This window comes from Micromonospora sp. NPDC023633 (assembly GCF_040640035.1).
Lineage (GTDB): Bacteria > Actinomycetota > Actinomycetes > Mycobacteriales > Micromonosporaceae > Micromonospora.
In genome coordinates this window covers 23618-41798 of sequence record NZ_JBFABB010000059.1, presented here as the reverse complement: position 1 = coordinate 41798, position 18181 = coordinate 23618, and the positions used below count along the sequence as shown (strand labels likewise).

The window sequence follows — 18181 nt, the reverse complement described above, 5'->3', positions numbered from 1 at the left end:
GCAGGCCGAGGAGGCCGAAGCGGTCGACGACGCCTCCGGCTGGGCGGTGCTGGGCGGGCCGGTGCCGAGGCAGTGTACGAACACTGCGAGGGCCCTGTGGTGTCGTGTCGATGCAGGCATACGAACGAACCTCCGGAGCCGACGTTAGGGGCGCGGCGACGCCGGGCGGGTACGAAGTCGCGAACTCCGCCCCCGCGAACGGCCGGTGGCGTAGGGTGCGCGCCCTCCCCGGGTTCCGGGTGCACCGCCGGCCGTCCGGTGCGCCACCTTCCCGCCTCGGCCGGGGCGCGGGTCGCCGGGGCTAGATTGGCCTGGTGCGTATCGCTCGTTTTGCTCATGCCAAGGGAATGTCGTTCGGGGTCGTCGAGGGCGAGCCGGAGGCGGGCCCGCAGGGCCTGACCGTCGCCGAGATCGAGGGCCACCCGTTCGGCCAGATCACCTTCAGCGGTGCCCGTTGGGCGCTGTCGGACGTCCGCCTGCTCTCGCCGATCCTGCCCAGCAAGGTCGTCTGCGTCGGCCGCAACTACGCCGAGCACGCCGCCGAGCACGGCAGCGAGGTACCGAAGGAGCCGCTGCTCTTCCTCAAGCCGTCCACCTCCGTGATCGGGCCCCGCGACGCGATCCGGCTGCCGATCTTCTCCAAGCAGGTCGAGCACGAGGCCGAGCTCGCCGTGGTGATCGGCGCGCCGGGCGCCCGCCGGGCCGACCGGGCCGCCGCGGAGCGGGCCATCTTCGGCTACGCCTGCGCCAACGACGTCACCGCCCGGGACCTCCAGCGCTCCGACGGCCAGTGGACCCGCGCCAAGGGCTTCGACTCGTTCTGCCCGATCGGGCCGTGGATCACCACCGGGCTCGACGTCCGCGACCTGGAGATCCGCTGTGAGGTGGGTCGCAACCCGGAGGAGATGGAGGTCCGCCAGCTCGGCCGGACCAGCGACATGGTCTTCGACGTGCCGGCCCTGGTGTCGTACGTCTCGCACGTGATGACGCTGCTGCCCGGCGACGTGGTGCTCACCGGCACGCCGGCGGGGGTTAGCCCGCTGGTGGACGGGGATACGGTCACCGTGCGGATCGAGGGGATCGGGGAGCTGGCCAATCCGGTGGTGCCCGTCGCCTGATCCGCGTCGAGGCCCCGTTTCCGCAGTTCAGGGGCGGTTTGGGGGGCTCGATTTGGCCTGCCGGCGCCGGGAGGGTAAAGTTTGCTCCCGGCACCGCAAGGGGCCAATGGGGTATGGGGTAATTGGCAGCCCGACTGATTCTGGTTCAGTTAGTCTAGGTTCGAGTCCTGGTACCCCAGCGCAGCCGAGGTTCGCGAGAGCCTCGGGCGCTGGATCTCGTAGGAGACGACTCCGGTTCCCGTCAGGGGATCGGGGTTCTCTCTGATAGAGTCCAGCGGCGCCGCTCGGCAGAGCGGTGCCGCAAGCAAGTTCTGGCCCCGTCGTCTAGCGGCCCAGGACGCCGCCCTCTCAAGGCGGTAGCGCCGGTTCGAATCCGGTCGGGGCTACGACACTCGAACGGCCCGTTCCACTCCGGTGGGGCGGGCCGTTTCGCATGTCCGGCGCCCGCGCCGTCGCCCTTGCGGGCGGCCCGACCGGTCGGTCGCCCGGTCCCGGTGCCCCAGTGGGTGTCCCGGTCGCGTGCCGCCCGGTGTCGGTCGCCCCGATTTCCGCCCCGGAGGGGACGCCGCTAGACTACAGCGGCACCGCTCGGAAGGGCGGTGGAAGCAGTGAAGTCTTGGCCCCGTCGTCTAGCGGCCCAGGACGCCGCCCTCTCAAGGCGGTAGCGCCGGTTCGAATCCGGTCGGGGCTACAGAAGGAACGGCCCGTCCCACCCCGGTGGGACGGGCCGTTCCGCATTCCACCCCCGGCCCTCCGTGCCCCCGCACCCCCCGGCCCTGACGCTCAAGCGCCGGTGATCATGAGGTTGGCGGGAGTGCGGGAGATCATCTCCGCCGCCAACCTCATGATCACCGGGACGAGGCGAGGCGAGGCGAGGCGAGGCGAGGCGGGGTGGGGTGGGGTGGGGCGGGGGGTCAGAGGCCGGAGAGGCGTTGGCCGGCTCGGACCACGGCCATCGCGTGGCGTTCGCCGGGGCGGCGGCCCAGGCGCTCGATCGGGCCGGAGATGCTGATCGCGGCGATGACCCGACCGGTGCGGTCGCGGATCGGGGCCGAGACGCTCGCCACACCGGCCTCGCGCTCGGCGACGCTCTGCGCCCAGCCCCGGCGGCGTACCTCGGCCAGGGTGCGGCCGGTGAACTTCGACCGGGGCAGCAGCGGCATCACGGCCTCGGGCGGCTCCCAGGCGAGCAGGATCTGCGCCGCGGAGCCCGCCGTCATCGGCAGCACCGAGCCGACCGGCACGGTGTCCCGCAGGCCGCTGGCCCGCTCGGCGGCGGCCACGCAGATGCGCTCGTCGGCGCGGCGCAGGTAGAGCTGGGCGCTTTCGCCGGTGGCGTCCCGCAGTGCCGCCAGCAGCGGCTCCGCCGCCGTCAGGAGCACGTCCGGCGCGGCGTTGGCGAGCTCACCCAGGCGCGGGCCGGGACGCCAGCGCCCCTGGGTGTCCCGGACCAGCATCCGGTGGATCTCCAGCGCCTGCGCCAGCCGGTGCGCGGTGGCCCGGGGCAGCTTGGTGCGTTCAACGAGTTCGGCCAGGCTGGCGCCGTCGACGCAGGCGGCCAGGATGACCACCGCCTTGTCGAGAACGCCGACACCGCTCATACTGTGTCCCACAAGCCGAAACTTACCTCCCAGAATTTAGGATGTCCAGATGGTGGGAGTCACTACTACCGAGCCGAGGACCCTGGCCGAGAAGGTCTGGGACGCGCACGTCGTACGGTCCGCCGAGGGCGAGCCCGATCTGCTCTTCATCGACCTGCACCTGCTGCACGAGGTGACGAGCCCGCAGGCCTTCGACGGGCTGCGCCTCGCCGGGCGCCGGGTGCGTCGCGCCGACCTCACGCTCGCGACGGAGGACCACAACACCCCGACGGGGTACGCCGACCCGTCGTTCCAGCTGCGGCGCGGCGACCTGCTCACCATCGCCGACCCCACCTCGCGCACCCAGATCGAGACGCTGCGCCGCAACTGCGCCGAGTTCGGCGTCCGGCTGCACCCGCTGGGCGACGAGAACCAGGGCATCGTGCACGTCATCGGCCCGCAGCTCGGCGTCACCCAGCCCGGCATGACCATCGTCTGCGGCGACTCGCACACCGCCACCCACGGCGCGTTCGGCGCGCTCGCGTTCGGCATCGGCACGAGTGAGGTCGAGCACGTGCTGGCCACCCAGACGCTGCCGCAGAGCCGGCCGAAGACGATGGCGGTGAACGTGACCGGGCAGCTCGCCCCGGGGGTCACCGCCAAGGACCTGGTGCTCGCGCTGATCGCCCAGGTCGGCACGGGCGGCGGTCGCGGGCACATCGTCGAGTACCGCGGCGAGGCGATCCGGTCGCTGTCCATGGAGGGGCGGATGACCATCGCCAACATGTCCATCGAGTGGGGCGCCAAGGCCGGCATGATCGCGCCGGACGAGACCACCTTCGCGTACCTGAAGGGGCGGCCGAACGCCCCGAAGGGCGCGGACTGGGACGCGGCGGTCGACTGGTGGCGGACCCTGCCCACGGACGAGGGCGCCACCTTCGACGCCGAGGTGACCCTGGACGCCGGCGCGGTCACCCCGTTCGTCACCTGGGGCACCAACCCGGGTCAGGGCGCGCCGCTGGGCGCGGTGGTGCCCGCCCCCGAGGAGTTCGTCACCGAGGCCGAGCGGACCGCCGCCCGGCGCGCGCTGGAGTACATGGACCTGCGCCCCGGCACCCCGCTGCGGGACCTCGCGGTCGACGTGGTCTTCGTCGGCTCCTGCACCAACGGCCGGCTGGAGGACCTGCGGGCCGCCGCCGACGTGCTGCGAGGGCACCGGGTGGCCGACGGGGTGCGGATGCTGGTGGTGCCCGGTTCCGCCGCCGTGCGCGAGGCGGCCCAGGCGGAGGGGCTGGACAAGGTCTTCACCGACGCCGGTGCCGAGTGGCGCTTCGCCGGCTGCTCCATGTGTCTGGGCATGAACCCGGACACGCTCTCGCCGGGCCAGCGCTCCGCCTCGACCTCCAACCGCAACTTCGAGGGCCGCCAGGGCCGGGGCGGACGCACCCACCTGGTCTCCCCGCCGGTCGCCGCCGCCACCGCCGTGGCGGGCCGGCTGGCCGCTCCCGCCGACCTGTAGAAGGGCACCCAGATGGAGAGGTTCACCACCCACACGGGCACCGCCGTGCCGCTGCGGCGGTCCAATGTGGACACCGATCAGATCATCCCCGCCGTGTACCTCAAGCGGGTGACCCGGACCGGTTTCGCGGACGGCTTGTTCAGCGCCTGGCGCGAGGACCCGGAATTCGTGCTCAACGATCGCGCCCATTCCGGTGCGTCGATTCTTGTGACCGGTCCCGAGTTCGGCACCGGCTCCTCCCGGGAGCACGCGGTCTGGGCGCTGCGCGACTGGGGCTTCCGGGCCGTGATCTCACCCCGCTTCGGCGACATCTTCCGGGGCAACGCGCTCAAGGAGGGTCTGCTCCCGGTCGAGCTGGAATTGAAAGCGGTCGAGGAGATCTGGGATCTGGTGGAGGCCGACCCGACCACCCCGGTCACCGTCGACCTGACCGCCCGCGAGGTGCGGGTCGGAGAGGCCACCTGGTCGTTCCCGTTGGACGACTTCAGCCGCTGGCGGCTGCTGGAGGGCTTGGACGACATTGGACTCACCCTCCGCCACGAGACGGAGATCAGCGCCTTCGAGGCCACCCGGCCGCCGTTCCTGCCCTCGGTCGCTTAGCCGTACGCCCGATCCCACAGCGGTTTCCGCCCCCGCCGGTCTCACCGGCGGGGGCGAATCCGTTACGACACAAGGGCTTTTTTCGACCGAATGTTTGTGTCCCGGCAGCACAGGGCATACCGTGCGCGCAGAATGGCTCGCGTCGAGTCAGTTGCACAATCGGGAGGAAGTCGTGAACAAGGCCGAGCTCATCGAGGCGCTCGCCGTTCGCCTGGGGGACCGGAAGACGGCGACGGCCGCGCTCGACGCGGTCCTCGCTGAGGTCCAGGCGGCGGTCACCAAGGGCGAGAAGGTGGCGATCACCGGATTCGGAGCGTTCGAAAAGCGCGTCCGGGGCGCCCGAACAGCGCGCAACCCGCGGACCGGCGAGGCGGTGAAGGTCAAGAAGACATCCGTCCCGACCTTCCGTCCCGGCGCCGGATTCAAGGAGATGGTGGCCAGCGGCAAGGTGCCGAAGGCCACGGCGGCGGCGAAGAAGACCACGGCGGCCGCCGCCAAGACCACGGCCGCCGCCAAGACCACCGCGGCGGCCAAGACGACGGGTGCCAAGGCCACCGGAGCGAAGGCGGCCGGGGCCAAGGCCACCGGGGCCAAGGCCACCGGAGCCAAGGCCACCGGAGCCAAGGCGACCGGGGCCAAGGCCACCGGAGCCAAGGCCACCGGAGCCAAGGCCACCGGAGCCAAGGCGGCGGGCGCGAAGGCGGCCGGGGCCAAGGCGACCACGGCGGCCAAGAAGGCCCCCGCGGCGAAGGCGACCAAGACCACCGCGGCGAAGAAGACCGCGACCACCAAGGCCGCCCCGGCGAAGAAGACCACCGCGGCGACGAAGGCCACGGCGGCGAAGAAGACCGCCGCGGCGGCGAGCAAGAGCGCGGCGGCGAAGAAGGCGCCGGCCAAGAAGGCCGCGGCCAAGCGCTGAGCCGAGCGGTACGAAGAGGGCGTCCACCGGCCGGTGGGCGCCCTTCGCCGTGTCCGCCCCGACCGTTGACCGGGACTGTGTCGCCCCCGCAGAATCGCCGCACCCCTTCCGGTCGGCGAAAGGCAGCCCCGGTGCGCTACCGCCATTTCCCCACTGTCACCCTCGCCCTGGGCGTCGTGCTCCTGGTCGACGTGCTGCGCGTCTTCCTGCCGGCGGTCATCACCATCTTCGGGCAGGCCGCCTCGACCCCCGCCGAGCTGCTGGGGGCGTTCGCGTTCGGCTGGTTCCTGCTCGCCCTGGCCGCGCCCGCGCTGGTCCGCCGGGTCGGCGCCCGCCCCGTCACGCTCGTCGCCGCGGTGCTGCTGGTCGTGGCGCGGCTCGCCGTCAACGGCCAGCCGGGCGGGCGGCTCCAGCTCTGGCTCGCCACGGCCGGGCTGCTGGCCGGGTTGGTATGGCTCGCCGGTGCCGCCGCCGGCACCGACCGCCCCGTGCCCGGGCTGGCGCTCGGGCTGGCGGTCGGCGCCCTCCTGCACACGGCGCTCGACACGTACCGCTCGGCGTTCCTCGGCGACTGGCCGGCGTGGCTGCTGGCCGTCGTGGTCGCGGGCCTCTTCCTGGCGGGGCAGGCGCGGCCCGCGCCGCCGGCGGGGACGGGCGGCGTACGGAGCTGGCTGCTGGTCGGGCCGGCACTGCTGCTCGCCGGCATGGTGGCGCTCTCCCCGGCGGTCGCCCGGACGGCGACGTCGTACCAGTTCGGTCTGCTGCGCTCGGACCCCGCCGACGAGGTGGGGGTGGCCACGGTGCCGCTGTTCGGCCCCGCCCCGCTCGCCGTGGCGGTCGGTGGCTTCCTGCTCGCCGCGCTGGCGTCGCCCCGCCGGGGGGCCTGGCGGTGGCTGGGGCCGGCGGCCCTGGTCGGCGGAGCGGTCCTCGTCGCCCTCGAACGCGGGGAACTGCTGCTGCCGGCCGTCCTGCTCACCGCCGTCGGTCTCGGCGCGTGCCTGGCGTCGGCCGGCGCGGCGGACGGCCGGGTCGCCGACGACGCCGCAGCCCCGGCCGTGGACGGCGGCGGGCGCGCCGGGCAGGACGCGGCACGGGCGGCCGGGCGACGCGGGTACGCGGCCGTCGCCGGGATGCTTGTCTTCGCCGTCGCGGCGGTGGCGTACTACGCCGCCTACGACCTCGGTCACCCCAACGCCGGGGTGCCGGTGGCGGTGGCGGTGCTGGTCGCGGCCGTCGCCCTGGCGACCCGACCCACCCCGGGCCCGCTCCGCTCGCCGCTGCCGCCGGTGTGGACGGCCGCCTCGGCCGCCGTGCTGACGCTGGTGGCCGCGATCGCGAGCGACGAGCTGCTGTCCGCCACCAACCGGGACGGGCCGCCGGAGACGGTGCGGGTGGCGGCGTACAACGTCCGGATGGGGTTCGGGATCGACGGCCGCTTCGACCCGGACGCGCTGGCGCGGGCCGTCGCCGGGGCCGACGTCGTGGCACTCAGCGAGGTGGACCGGGGCTGGCTGCTCAACGGCGGCCACGACACGCTCGACCTGCTGGCGGAGCGGCTGGACATGCCGTACGTCTTCGCGCCGGCCGCCGACCCGCTCTGGGGCGACGCCGTGCTGAGCCGGTGGCCCCTGGACGCGGCGCGGACCCGGCCGCTGCCGGCGGTCGGCGCGCCCACCGGGGCGCAGGCCCTCGGCATCACGATCGACTTCAGCGAGGACGTCCGCCTCGCGGTGGTCGCCACCCACCTGCAACCGCCGCCCGGCGAGGACCCGGTGGTCCAGGCCCGCGCGGTCGCCGACTTCGCCGTCCGGTACGCGGCCGGCCGGCCCCTGGTGCTCGCCGGCGACCTGAACACCCAGCCGGGCGACCCGGCGTTCGCCGAGTTCACCCGGGTCGGCCTGGTCGACGCGCTGGCCGCCGCCCGGCCCCTGCCGACCAGCCCGGCGGACGCCCCGCGCCAGCAGATCGACCACGTCCTCGTCACGCCCGACCTGGCGGCCGGCGACGCGGCGGCCCCACCCGGGACGGCCAGCGACCACCTGCCGGTCGCGGTGACCCTGACCCTGCCGCCGGCCTGACCCGCCGCCCGCCCGGGTCGCTCGGCGGCGATCCGCCCCCGGGCCCGCACCGTCAGAGGCGGTCGACGGCGAGCAGGCGGTCGCCGGTGAAGGCGAGCAGCCAGCCGCCGCCCTTCGGGGTGGTGAAGTCGTCCGGCCGCCCGCTGAGCCGGGCCAGGGCGCCCGGGATCACCTTGCCCTGGCTGCACACCCCCGCCGCCTCGCCGGTGGCCGCCAGCGCGGCCAGGCGGGCGGCGGCGGCCAGCGCGCACTCGTCGGGCTGCTGGCCCGGCCGCGGCTCGTCCAGGTCGCCGTCGACCTCGATCGGCAGGTCGAGCAGGGCCGCCGCCGGGTCGAGGGTCTGCACGCAGCGGCGGGCCGAGGCCGACAGCAGGCGTACCGGGCGGACCAGGGCCACCAGCGGGGCGAGCGCGTGGGCCTGCGCCCAGCCCCGGGCGTCGAGCGGCCGGCCGGTGTCCGGGCCGGACCAGGTGGCCCGCTTGCCGGCGTGGGCGTGCCGGACGACCGCCACCGTCCCGGTGACCGTCGGCAGGGCCGCGAACGCGGCCAGCACCTCGGCGTCGTGCGGGTAGCTGACCAGCCGGATCGCCTCGTCCACGCCGAGCCAGCGCACATCGTCGACCTCGGTGGCCGGTTGGAAGCCGCCGGTGGCCACCGCCCGCATCGACCAGTAGTCGACCACCTTCGGACGGCCCTCGCTGCGGTAGCGCACGGTGGGCAGCCGCACCTGCGGCACCGCCCGGGCGTCGGCCTCCTCGGCCACCTCCCGGACGGCGGCGAGCAGCGGATGCTCGCCCCGCTCCAGCTTGCCCTTGGGCAGCGACCAGTCGCCGTAGCGGGGCCGGTGCACCAGGCAGACCAGCACCCCGCCGCGCGGCGCACGGGCGGCGTCCACGCCCCCGGGGGGCGACCCCGCGGTCGGCCCGGGGTCGTCGGCGGGCCGCCACACGACACCGCCCGCCGCCCGGATCGGCGGCGTCGTGTCGGGGACCCCGGTCGGCCAGCCCCGACCGGGGCCCGCCGCGTCCCGCTCATCCAGCATCAGGTCAGCCTATGCGGGTACCGGTCAGCCCGCCGTGCCACCGACGCGACGCAGCAGCAAGTCCTGGAGGTGGACCGGCGGCTCCCCGGCCGTGCCGGTACGCCGGCTCCAGGTCCCGTCCGGCGCCAGCTCGAACGCGTCCACGTCGGGGCTCATCGCGGCGGTCATCACGTGGTCCAGTTCGGCCCGGGCGACCGGGTCGCTCACCCGCACCAGCGCCTCGACCCGGCGGTCCAGGTTGCGGTGCATCAGGTCGGCCGAGCCCATCCAGAACTCGGCGTCGCCGTCGTTGCCGAACCGGAAGATCCGGGAGTGCTCCAGGAACCGGCCCAGGATCGAGCGGACCCGGATGTTCTCCGACAGGCCGGGCACCCCCGGTCGCAGCGTGCACATGCCTCGGATCACCAGGTCCACGTGGACGCCGGCCCGGGAGGCCCGGTAGAGCGCGTCCGTGATCTCCTCGTCGACCAGCGAGTTCACCTTGATCTGCACGAGCCCGGGCATGCCCAGCCGAACGTGCGCGATCTCCCGCTCGATCCGCTCGATCAGTCCGCTGCGGATGCCCTGCGGCGCCACCAGCAGCCGGCGGTACGCGGTCTGCCGGCTGTAGCCGGTGAGCACGTTGAACAGGTCGGTCAGGTCGGCCCCGATCTCCGGGTCGGCGGTGAGCATGCCGAAGTCCTCGTAGAGCCGGGCGGTCTTCGGGTGGTAGTTGCCGGTGCCGATGTGGCAGTAGCGGCGGATCTGGTTGCCCTCCTGGCGTACCACCAGGGCCGTCTTGCAGTGCGTCTTGAGCCCGACCAGGCCGTAGACGACGTGGCAGCCGGCGCGCTCCAGTGTGCGCGCCCAGCCGATGTTGGCGACCTCGTCGAAGCGCGCCTTCAGCTCGACCAGCACCACCACCTGCTTGCCGGCGGCCGCCGCGTCGACGAGCGCGTCCACGATCGGGGAGTCGCCGCTGGTGCGGTAGAGCGTCTGCTTGATGGCCAGCACGTCGGGGTCCGCGGCGGCCTGCTCGATGAAGCGCTGCACGCTGGTGGCGAACGAGTGGTACGGGTGGTGGACCAGGATGTCGCCGTCGCGCAGGGTCGCGAAGACGCTGCGCGGCACCTCGCCCTCCGTGAGCCGGGGGTGGGTGGCCGGCACGAACGGCGGATCCTTCAGGTCCGGCCGGTCGGCCTCGTTGTAGAGCTGCCAGAGCGCGGAGAGGTCGAGCAGGCCGGGCACCCGCAGCACCTCCTGGTCGTGCATGTCCAGCTCGCGGACGAGCAGCTCCAGCACGTGCTCGGAGATCGAGGCGGCAACCTCCAGCCGGACGGGCGGGCCGAACCGGCGCCGGGCCAGCTCCCGCTCCAGGGCCTGGAGCAGGTCCTCGTCGCGGTCCTCGTCGACCTCCACCTCGGCGTTGCGGGTGACCCGGAACAGGTGGCACTCGACCACCCGCATGCCGGAGAAGAGCTGCCCCAGGTGCACCGAGATCAGGTCCTCCACCGGCAGCATCCGCACGCCCGGCAGGTCGCGGTGCACCCGGACGAAGCGGGGCACGTTGTTCGGCACCTTCACCCGGGCGAAGTACTCGGAGCCGCCGTCCGGGTCGCGGACGGCCACGGCGAGGTTGAGCGACCGCCCGGAGATGTACGGGAAGGGGTGCGCCGGGTCCACCGCCAGCGGGGTCAGCACCGGGAAGATCTGCTCCCGGAAGTACGCGCGCAGCCGTTCCCGCTCGGGGTGGTCCAGGTCGGCCCAGCGCAGGATCCGGATGTCCTCGGCGGCCAGCTTCGGCAGCACCTCGTCGGTGAAGCAGGCCGAGTGCCGGGCCACCAGCGTCGCGGCCTTCCCGGCGACCAGCTCCAGCTGGGTGCGCAGCGGCATCCGGTCCCCGCCGCGTACCGGCAGGCCGGCCTGGAGCCGGCGCTTCAGCCCGGCGACCCGCACCATGTAGAACTCGTCGAGGTTGCTGGCGAAGATGGCCAGGAACTTGGCCCGCTCCAGCAGCGGCGTGCGCGGGTCCTCGGCGAGCGCCAGCACCCGGGCGTTGAAGTCGAGCCAGGAGAGCTCCCGGTTGAGGAAGCGGTCCTCCGGCAGCGGCTCCGCCGCGGGCGGCTCGTCCCCGAGGTCCGGCGCCGGCTGCGGCGACGCCGCCTCGGCGGGCGGGCCGGGCACCGGGTCCAGCACCTCCTCCAGACCGGCGGAGGCGCTCGCCGCGTCGGTCCCGGCGGCCTCCGTCCCGGGGACTCCGGCGGATCCGTCGGCGTGGAAGCGGCCGTCGGCGCCCCGGGACCGGGCGCCGTTGCGGGGTGCGGCCGGATCGGTGTGCGGTCGGTTGGCGGGGTGCTTGCGAGGGGTGCTCACCCGCCCATAATCACCCGGCTGCGGTTAACGCAAAATGAACTTCGACCAGCCGCTCAGGCCATCGTCGGCAATGTCACCCGGACGACCTCGCCGGCGGCGTCGGTCTCGACGCGCAACCGCTGGCCGAGGCGGAGCAGCCGCAGGCCGGAGGCGTCGAACGCCCGAGCCGGGAAGGCCAGCTCGGTGCCGTCGTCGAGGAGCAGCGTCCCGCTGCGGGTCGCCGCGTCGTAGGTGGCCACCGTGCCCTGCATGCCCCGCACGCTACACGCCCTCAGGCCGGGCAGCCGGCGGCGGCCAGCACGGCCGTGCGGGGCCCCAGCCCGAGTCGGGCCGCCGCGGCCAGGTCGTCGGCGGTGTCCACGTCCCGGCGCAGGCTCGGCCAGTCCCCGGTGAGCGCGAGCGCCCCGCTCGCGGCGTGCGCGGCGGCCGAGCCGAGCCCGAAGCGGGGGTCCAGGGGCACGCCCGGCGGCGCGGCCAGCAGCACGGTGCCCTGGCCGGGGGCGTCGGCCACGTACCCGCGTACGCCCGTGGGCGCGGCCCGCGCCGCGCGCAGGGCCGCCGCCAGCTCGGCCGGGCGCAGCGCGGGCAGGTCGGCGGTGAGCCCGGCCACCCAGCCACCGCCCGCAGCCGACGCGCCGTGCCGGAAGGCGGCGTTCAGCCCGGCGGCGGGGGTGTCGGGCAGCGTCCGGGCGCCCGCGCGGCGGGCGGCCTCGGTCACGCGGGCGTCGTCGGTGACGACCAGCACCCCGGCCACCGCCGGGCAGGCCCGCACCGCGGCGACCGTGTCGGCGGCCAGGGCCAGCGCCAGCTCCTCGTGCGGTACGGCCGGCAGCGCCCCCCGCAGTCGGCTCTTCGCGGCGGCGAGGCGCTTCACCGGCACCACCACGGTCCACCTCGGCTGACTCACACCGCCATCCTGCCAGCCGCACGGCGGTACCCTCTCTGGCCGGACCGGGGTCGAGCAGGCATGATTTCCGCTGCGGGCGTCACCGGGTGCGGATCCGGTGCGGGTCGGGGCGGCACGAGGAGGCGCGGTGACACGGCGGAGGCTGGGGTTCTGGCAATGGTTCGCCGTGGTGCTGGTCAAGCCCGTGATGACCGTCTGGACGCGGCGCACCTGGCGCGGCATGGAGCACCTGCGCCGCGACGGCGGCGTGATCATCGTGCCGAACCACGTCTCGCACGCCGACCCGCTCGTCGCGGCGCACTTCATCTACGACGCCGGCCGCTGGCCGCAGTTCCTCGGCAAGGCCAGCGTGTTCCGGGTCCCGGTGATCGGCTGGATCCTGCACCGCTGCCGGCAGATCCCGGTCGAGCGGAACACGGTGGACGCGGTGCGGTCGCTGGAGCACCTCGTCGCCGCGCTCGACCAGGGCGGCGCGGTGGTGATCTACCCGGAGGGCACCATCACCCGCGACCCGGACCTGTGGCCGATGAAGGGCAAGACCGGCGCCGCCCGGCTCGCGCTCGCCACCGGGGCGCCGGTGGTCCCGGTCGTCATGTGGGGGCCGGAGCGGATCTTCGACCCGCGCCGGGCCCGACTGAACCCGCGCCCCCGGATCCCGGTGACCGTGGTCGCCGGGCCGCCCGTCGACCTGAGCCGGTGGGCCGGGTCGACCCCGACGAAGGCCGTCCTCGAGGAGATGACCGACACCATCATGCTGCGCCTTCGTGACATGCTCGGCGAGATCCGGGGCGGCACCCCGCCACCCCTGTGGGAACGGACGGCCCGCCCGGCCGGCGAGCGGCGGCGACCGGAGGCGGCGGCGTGAGCGGGCACGTCGCGGTCCTGGGTGCCGGCTCGTGGGGCACCGCGTTCGCCAAGATCCTCGCCGACGCCGGTCGGGACGTCACCGTCTGGGCCCGCCGGCAGGCGGTCGCCGACACGATCCGCGCCGAGCGGCGCAACTCGGAGTACCTGCCGGACGTGCTGCTGCCGTCCCGGGTCACGGCGACCGGGGACGCCGTCGAGGCGATCACCGGGGCGGAGCTGGTGGTGCTGGCCGTGCCGTCGCAGACGCTGCGCGGCAACCTGGCCGAGTGGAGCGCGCACCTGCACCCGGACGCCACCCTGGTGTCGCTGATGAAGGGCATCGAGCTCGGCACCACCAAACGGATGAGCGAGGTGATCGTGGAGACCGCCGGGGTGGCCGCGGACCGGGTGGTGGTGGTCTCCGGCCCCAACCTGGCCCCGGAGATCGCCGCCGAGCAGCCCGCCGCCACCGTGGTCGCCTGCACCGACGCCGACCGGGCGACGCTGGTGCAGCGCTCGATCACCACGCCCTACTTCCGCCCGTACACGAACGACGACGTGATCGGCTGCGAGCTGGGCGGCGCGGTCAAGAACGTGATCGCCTTGGCGTACGGCATCGCCGTGGCGATGGGCTTCGGCGACAACACCCGGGCCATGCTCGTGACCCGGGGACTGGCCGAGACGGCCCGGCTCGGGGTGGCCCTGGGCGCCGACCCGCTCACCTTCGCCGGCCTGGCCGGGATGGGTGACCTCGTCGCCTCCTGCTCGTCGCCGCTGGCCCGCAACCGCACCTTCGGCGAGCACCTGGGCCGGGGCGCGACCCTGGAGGAGGCCCGCGTCGCCACCCGGCAGACCGCCGAGGGCGTCAAGAGCGCGCTGGCCCTGCGCGACCTGGCCCGGGCGCACGCGGTGGAGATGCCGATCACCGAGCAGGTCGAGCTGGTCTGCCACGAGGGCATGGACCCGCGGCTCGCCGTCGAGGCCCTGATGAGCCGGACGACGAAGCCGGAGTGAGCGACGTGACCGAGCACCAGGACGGCACCCGCTGCGTACGCGCCGGCCTGCCTGAGCCGGCTCCCGGCCAGCCGTTCCTGCCCGGGCCGGTGTTCGCCGCGCCGTACCACCTGGACCCGTGGGCGGGACCGGCGGCGGCGCCCGACGGCTACGGCCGGCCCGACAACCCCACCCGGCGGCTGCTGGAGGCCGCGGTGGGGGAGCTGGAGGGGGGCGAGTGCCGGGTCTTCGCCAGCGGGCAGGCCGCGATCACGGGGCTGCTGCTGGCGGTGCTGAGGCCGGGGGACACCGTGGTGCTCCCGTCGGACGGATACTTCCCCGTCCGGGCCTTCGCCGCCGACACGCTGGAGGGCGTCGGGGTGCGGGTGCTCCTCGCCCCGACCGCCGGCCCGCACCCGGCCTTCGACGGCGTACGCCTGGTGCTGCTGGAGACCCCGGCCAACCCCGGCCTGGACGTCGCCGACGTGGCGGCGCTGTCCGCCCGGGCGCACGCCGCCGGCGCCCTGGTCGCGGTCGACAACACCACGGCCACGCCGCTCGGGCAGCGTCCGCTCGACCTGGGCGCCGACGTCGTGGTGGCCTCCGGGACCAAGGCCCTGACGGGGCACTCCGACCTGCTGCTCGGCTACGTCGCGACCCGCTCGGCCGAGCTGCGGGACGCGGTCACCGCCTGGCGGAACGCCACCGGGGCGGTGCCGGGCGCGTTCGACGCCTGGCTCGCGCACCGGTCGCTGGCCACCCTGGACCTGCGGCTGGCCCGGCAGACCGCGAACGCGCGGGCCCTCGCCGAGCTGCTCGCGGGGCGCGACGACGTGACCGGGCTGCGCTGGCCGGGGCTGCCCGGCGACCCGGCCCACGCGGTGGCGTCGATCCAGATGCGACGGATCCCGGGGGTGCTCTCCTTCGACCTCGGCGACGCCGGGCGGGTGGCGCGGTTCCTCGACGCGGCCCGGCTGGTCGCCGCGGCCACCTCCTTCGGCGGCCTGCACACCACCGCCGACCGGCGGGCCCAGTGGGGCGACGACACCCCGCCCGGCTTCGTCCGGCTCTCCTGCGGGGTCGAGGACGCCGTCGACCTGGTCGCCGACGTGGCCGCCGCGCTGGACGCCAGCCGCTGAGCGCCCGACGCCGGCCGTCGGGCTATCGTGACGGTGGTCCGCGCCGGGCCGTCCGTGGCCCGCGCCGGGCCCGACCGGAGGAGGTGAGTCCGATCCACCCGACAGGCAGGACCGACGCTCCCCTCCGACGCCACGCCGGCTGACTCCGGCGGGCCGGGAGCGTCGACGAGCGTTCCCGGAGGTTCTCCCATGACCGTCTTCCCCTTCCGCCCCGACCGGCCCGCCCTCGTGCACCGGCTGCGCGCCGCCGGCTGCGTCTACGCCGAGGACGAGGCGGAGCTGCTGATCGCCGCCGCCGACTCGGCCGAGGCGCTGGCCGGCCTGGTCGAGCGCCGGGCCGCCGGGCTGCCGCTGGAGCACGTGCTCGGCTGGGCCGAGTTCTGCGGCGAGCGGATCGCCGTCGACCCCGGCGTGTTCGTGCCGCGCGCGCGTACCGCCCTGCTGGTCGACGTCGCCGTCGCGGTGACCGGGCCGGCGGCGGCCGTGGTGGACCTGTGCTGCGGTTCGGGCGCCACCACGGTGGCGCTGGCCCGCCGGCTCGCGCCGCGCTGGCTGGCCGCCGCCGACGTGGACCCCGCCGCCGTGGCCTGCGCCCGGCGCAACCTGGGTCCGCTGGCCGTCCCGGTCTTCCAGGGCGACCTGTACGACCCGCTGCCGGTGCGCTGGCGGGGCCGGCTGGACCTGGTGCTGGCCAACGCCCCGTACGTGCCGACGGCGGCGGTGGCGCTGATGCCGCCGGAGGCCCGGCTGCACGAGGCGCCGGTGGCCCTCGACGGCGGACCGGACGGGCTGGCGGTGCTGCGCCGCGTCGCCGAGGGCGCGGCGCGCTGGCTGGCACCGGGCGGGCACCTGGTGGTGGAGGCGGGGGAGACGCAGCTGGACGCGCTCCGCGCGGTGCTGACCGCCGTGGGCCTGCACCCCACGGTGACCCGCGACGACGACCGGGACGCCACCGCCGTCACGGCCCGCCGCCCGGCCTGACCCCCGCCCTGCCGGTCCGGCGGCGGGCGCGACCTGGCGGGGGCAGGGAGGGGGAACTAGCCTCACGTCAGGCGTGGCGGCGGGAGGCGGTTGTCGTGGGCGGTACGGACGTGCCGGTGGTCGTCGGGCTGGACAACGGCGGCACCAGCAACAACGCCACGGTGCTCACCGTGGACGGCCGGTTCCTGGTGGACGGGCTGGTGGAGAACCCGAGCGAGGTGCGCGCCGGTCCGACGGCGGCGATCGAGGCGCTGGCCCGCGCGTTCGACGGGGTGCTGGCGTTGACCGGGGTGCCCCGTGGGTCGGCGCTGCGCGCGGGCCCCGCGCCCCGCCCCGTGGTCGCGGGCTGACCCCGCCGGGCGACGGCCCCACCGGCTCCCAACGGTGGGACCGCCGCCGGCGGGGCGCCGGCGCGACGTGGTCAGCGGGCGCGCCGGCGCCCCCGGAGGGGGGGTCAGTGTCCGGGCGGGGCCCCGACGAAGGCGGCCCAGGCGGCCGGCGGGAAGAGCAGCGCGGGACCGGACGGGTCCTTGGAGTCGCGGACGGCGACCGTCCCCGGGAGCACCGCCATCTCCACGCACGCCCCCTCGTCGCCGCTGCGGCTGCTCTTGCGCCACCGCGCCACGGCCAGCGCCGCGTTGCTCGTCGGTGTCATGGTCCTACCGTCCCTTCAGGAGTTGGAGGAGCTGGTCGCGGCTGTCCGCCGGGCTGAGCGCGACGGTCCGCAGGTGCTCCATGATCTTGGTGCAGGTGCGCAGGTCGCCCGGTCGGTCGAGGACCATCTGCCCGGCCACCGTCTCCACCGAGGCGATGATCGGGTCCTCCGGGTCCGGGAACTCCAGGATGTGCAGGGAGCCCCGGGTGCCCCGGTGGTAGCCGGCGGCGAGCGGGATCACCTGGACCGTGATGTTTGGCAGCTCGCCCATCTTGACCAGGTGGTGCAGCTGCGCCTCCATCACCGACCGGTCGCCGACGGGCCGCAGCAGCGCGCCCTCGTCGATGATGGCGTCGAGGATCGGTGGCTGGTCACCGACGAGCCGCTGCTGCCGGTCCAGCCGGAACTGGACCCGCTGCTCCACCTCGTCGTCGCCGAGGGTGTGCGGGCCGCCCCGCATCACGCCCCGGATGTAGTCGGCGGTCTGCAGCAGCCCCGGCACCACCGACGGCTCGAAGTTGGCGATCCCCGTCGCCTCGGCCTCGAGCGCGATGAAGTCGATGGTGCGCCGGTCCAGCAGGTACGAGTACGACACCCACCAGCCGGGCTTGCGCGCGTCCTTGGCCAGCTGCACGGCGGCGGCGACCTCGTCGGGGCCGACCCCGTAGAGGGTGAGCAGGGCGCGCACGGTGGCTGGGCTGACCAGCGTCTGCGCGTTCTCGTAGCGGGACAGGGTGCTGCGGGTGCTGCTGATCTCGTCCGCCGCCGCCTCGAGCGTCAGGCCGGCGGCTTCCCGGTGGGTGCGCAGCGCGATGCCCAGTCGGCGGGCACGAGCGGTCTTGGGAGCCATGCATCGATCGTCGCACATCTTCACGGGAAGGTGTAGATGAGAGAACGTCGATGAGAGTTGCATTCATGGCTGTGGACATGTCAATCTGTCATCGCGTCCTCACCGCCGGTTGTCGTGGCGACGGTGGCGGTGAGTGACCGGAGGGGATGGGGCGCGCGGCGATCGGGTTTCTCCCCCGTACCCGATCGCCGCGTGCCACACCCGTGGCCCGCCTGCCGGAAGGGATGCGACGTGCGTACTGCTCGACAGGCCCGCGCCGACCACTCCGGCAGGCACCGATGACGCGGTTCCTGGTGGTGCTCACCGACGTCCGCCCGGCCGAGGGTGCCGGCCGCGACGAACGCAACTGCCCCGAGCGGCGCCGCCAGGTGGTCGGGGCGAGCAGCCGGGAGGCGGCGGACCGGATCGCGGGCGCGTTCATGGCGCTCGGCATGGTGCGGGCCGGCCGGCAGCGGGTCAAGGTGATCGCCATCGGCCGGCGGCACGCGCGCGGCTGACGCCGCCGAGGGCGGTGCGGGTCACCGGAGGCGGCCCCGCCGGGCGGAAGACCCACCCGGCAGGCGGCCCGGCCCGGCGGGAGGCGCGGCCCGGCGCCCCGCCGG

General features: G+C 75.0%; 17 protein-coding genes, 3 tRNA genes and 1 pseudogene. 14 read left to right on the top strand and 7 right to left on the bottom strand.

What is annotated here, in order from left to right:
• The first annotated feature begins 314 nt into the window (after positions 1-314).
• The 4 genes from AB0G13_RS19605 to AB0G13_RS19590 all read left to right on the top strand — a co-directional run bounded on the left by AB0G13_RS19605 (position 315) and on the right by AB0G13_RS19590 (position 1809).
• Positions 315-1118 (top strand): fumarylacetoacetate hydrolase family protein, encoded by an 804-nt coding sequence (locus tag AB0G13_RS19605; protein WP_357876053.1) that lies wholly within the window; start codon positions 315-317, stop codon positions 1116-1118.
• A 107-nt stretch (positions 1119-1225) separates the two neighbouring features.
• Positions 1226-1297, top strand: a tRNA-Gln gene (locus AB0G13_RS19600).
• A gap of 134 nt (positions 1298-1431) precedes the next feature.
• Positions 1432-1504, top strand: a tRNA-Glu gene (locus tag AB0G13_RS19595).
• Positions 1505-1736: 232 nt separating this feature from the next.
• Positions 1737-1809 (top strand) — tRNA-Glu (locus tag AB0G13_RS19590).
• Between the two features lie 223 nt (positions 1810-2032).
• Here the strand turns inward: AB0G13_RS19590 and AB0G13_RS19585 are convergent.
• A complete protein-coding gene (locus AB0G13_RS19585) occupies positions 2033-2719 on the bottom strand; it encodes an IclR family transcriptional regulator (RefSeq protein WP_013284529.1) in 687 nt (228 codons plus the stop codon).
• Positions 2720-2768: 49 nt separating this feature from the next.
• On the opposite strand from AB0G13_RS19585, the gene leuC reads away from it, so the two are divergent.
• The 4 genes from leuC to AB0G13_RS19565 all read left to right on the top strand — a co-directional run bounded on the left by leuC (position 2769) and on the right by AB0G13_RS19565 (position 7814).
• Positions 2769-4217, top strand: coding sequence for a 3-isopropylmalate dehydratase large subunit (gene leuC, locus AB0G13_RS19580; RefSeq protein ID WP_357876051.1), 1449 nt, complete (start codon positions 2769-2771; stop codon positions 4215-4217).
• A 12-nt stretch (positions 4218-4229) separates the two neighbouring features.
• Positions 4230-4817 carry a 3-isopropylmalate dehydratase small subunit gene (leuD, locus tag AB0G13_RS19575; RefSeq protein WP_357876049.1) on the top strand — a complete coding sequence of 196 codons (588 nt, stop codon included), beginning with the start codon at positions 4230-4232 and terminating at the stop codon, positions 4815-4817.
• A gap of 172 nt (positions 4818-4989) precedes the next feature.
• The gene (locus tag AB0G13_RS19570; protein WP_357876047.1) at positions 4990-5736 is read left to right on the top strand and encodes an HU family DNA-binding protein; all 747 of its coding nucleotides are present in this window, start codon (positions 4990-4992) and stop codon (positions 5734-5736) included.
• Positions 5737-5867: 131 nt separating this feature from the next.
• Positions 5868-7814, top strand: a complete 1947-nt coding sequence (locus AB0G13_RS19565; RefSeq protein ID WP_357876045.1) for an endonuclease/exonuclease/phosphatase family protein — start codon at positions 5868-5870, stop codon at positions 7812-7814.
• A 52-nt stretch (positions 7815-7866) separates the two neighbouring features.
• On the opposite strand, the gene AB0G13_RS19560 is transcribed toward AB0G13_RS19565, so the two are convergent.
• The 4 genes from AB0G13_RS19560 to cofC are packed head-to-tail and all read right to left on the bottom strand — an operon-like array spanning position 7867 to position 12115.
• Complete coding sequence (locus AB0G13_RS19560) at positions 7867-8856, bottom strand: NUDIX hydrolase (protein ID WP_357876043.1); 990 nt, start codon at positions 8854-8856, stop codon at positions 7867-7869.
• Between the two features lie 24 nt (positions 8857-8880).
• Positions 8881-11208 carry an RNA degradosome polyphosphate kinase gene (locus AB0G13_RS19555; protein WP_357876041.1) on the bottom strand — a complete coding sequence of 776 codons (2328 nt, stop codon included), beginning with the start codon at positions 11206-11208 and terminating at the stop codon, positions 8881-8883.
• 53 nt (positions 11209-11261) lie between these two features.
• Positions 11262-11459 carry a cold-shock protein gene (locus AB0G13_RS19550; RefSeq protein ID WP_199184673.1) on the bottom strand — a complete coding sequence of 66 codons (198 nt, stop codon included), beginning with the start codon at positions 11457-11459 and terminating at the stop codon, positions 11262-11264.
• 20 nt (positions 11460-11479) lie between these two features.
• Positions 11480-12115, bottom strand: a complete 636-nt coding sequence (gene cofC / locus AB0G13_RS19545) for a 2-phospho-L-lactate guanylyltransferase (protein ID WP_357876039.1) — start codon at positions 12113-12115, stop codon at positions 11480-11482.
• A 127-nt stretch (positions 12116-12242) separates the two neighbouring features.
• Between cofC and AB0G13_RS19540 the strand changes: the two genes are divergently transcribed.
• From AB0G13_RS19540 to AB0G13_RS19520, 5 genes and pseudogenes are all read left to right on the top strand, one after another.
• The gene (locus AB0G13_RS19540; protein WP_357876037.1) at positions 12243-12980 is read left to right on the top strand and encodes a lysophospholipid acyltransferase family protein; all 738 of its coding nucleotides are present in this window, start codon (positions 12243-12245) and stop codon (positions 12978-12980) included.
• A complete protein-coding gene (locus AB0G13_RS19535; RefSeq protein ID WP_357876035.1) occupies positions 12977-13975 on the top strand; it encodes an NAD(P)H-dependent glycerol-3-phosphate dehydrogenase in 999 nt (332 codons plus the stop codon). The genes AB0G13_RS19540 and AB0G13_RS19535 overlap by 4 nt, the downstream gene beginning before the upstream one ends.
• A complete protein-coding gene (locus tag AB0G13_RS19530) occupies positions 13972-15093 on the top strand; it encodes a cystathionine gamma-lyase (RefSeq protein WP_357876033.1) in 1122 nt (373 codons plus the stop codon). Before AB0G13_RS19535 ends, AB0G13_RS19530 begins: the two co-directional genes overlap by 4 nt.
• A 189-nt stretch (positions 15094-15282) precedes the next feature.
• A complete protein-coding gene (locus tag AB0G13_RS19525; RefSeq protein ID WP_357876031.1) occupies positions 15283-16074 on the top strand; it encodes a putative protein N(5)-glutamine methyltransferase in 792 nt (263 codons plus the stop codon).
• A 95-nt stretch (positions 16075-16169) separates the two neighbouring features.
• Positions 16170-16355 (top strand): annotated as a pseudogene (locus AB0G13_RS19520) (ROK family protein); the annotation flags it as partial.
• 173 nt (positions 16356-16528) lie between these two features.
• Here the strand turns inward: AB0G13_RS19520 and AB0G13_RS19515 are convergent.
• Together AB0G13_RS19515 and AB0G13_RS19510 are read right to left on the bottom strand one after the other, a co-directional pair.
• Complete coding sequence (locus tag AB0G13_RS19515; protein WP_357876029.1) at positions 16529-16729, bottom strand: DUF397 domain-containing protein; 201 nt, start codon at positions 16727-16729, stop codon at positions 16529-16531.
• A gap of 4 nt (positions 16730-16733) precedes the next feature.
• Entirely contained in the window at positions 16734-17579 is an 846-nt protein-coding gene (locus AB0G13_RS19510; RefSeq protein ID WP_357876027.1) for a helix-turn-helix transcriptional regulator, read from the bottom strand.
• A gap of 278 nt (positions 17580-17857) precedes the next feature.
• Here AB0G13_RS19510 and AB0G13_RS19505 point away from each other — a divergent pair, with 278 nt between their 5' ends.
• Positions 17858-18076, top strand: coding sequence for a hypothetical protein (locus AB0G13_RS19505; RefSeq protein WP_121396133.1), 219 nt, complete (start codon positions 17858-17860; stop codon positions 18074-18076).
• The last annotated feature ends 105 nt before the right edge of the window (positions 18077-18181 follow it).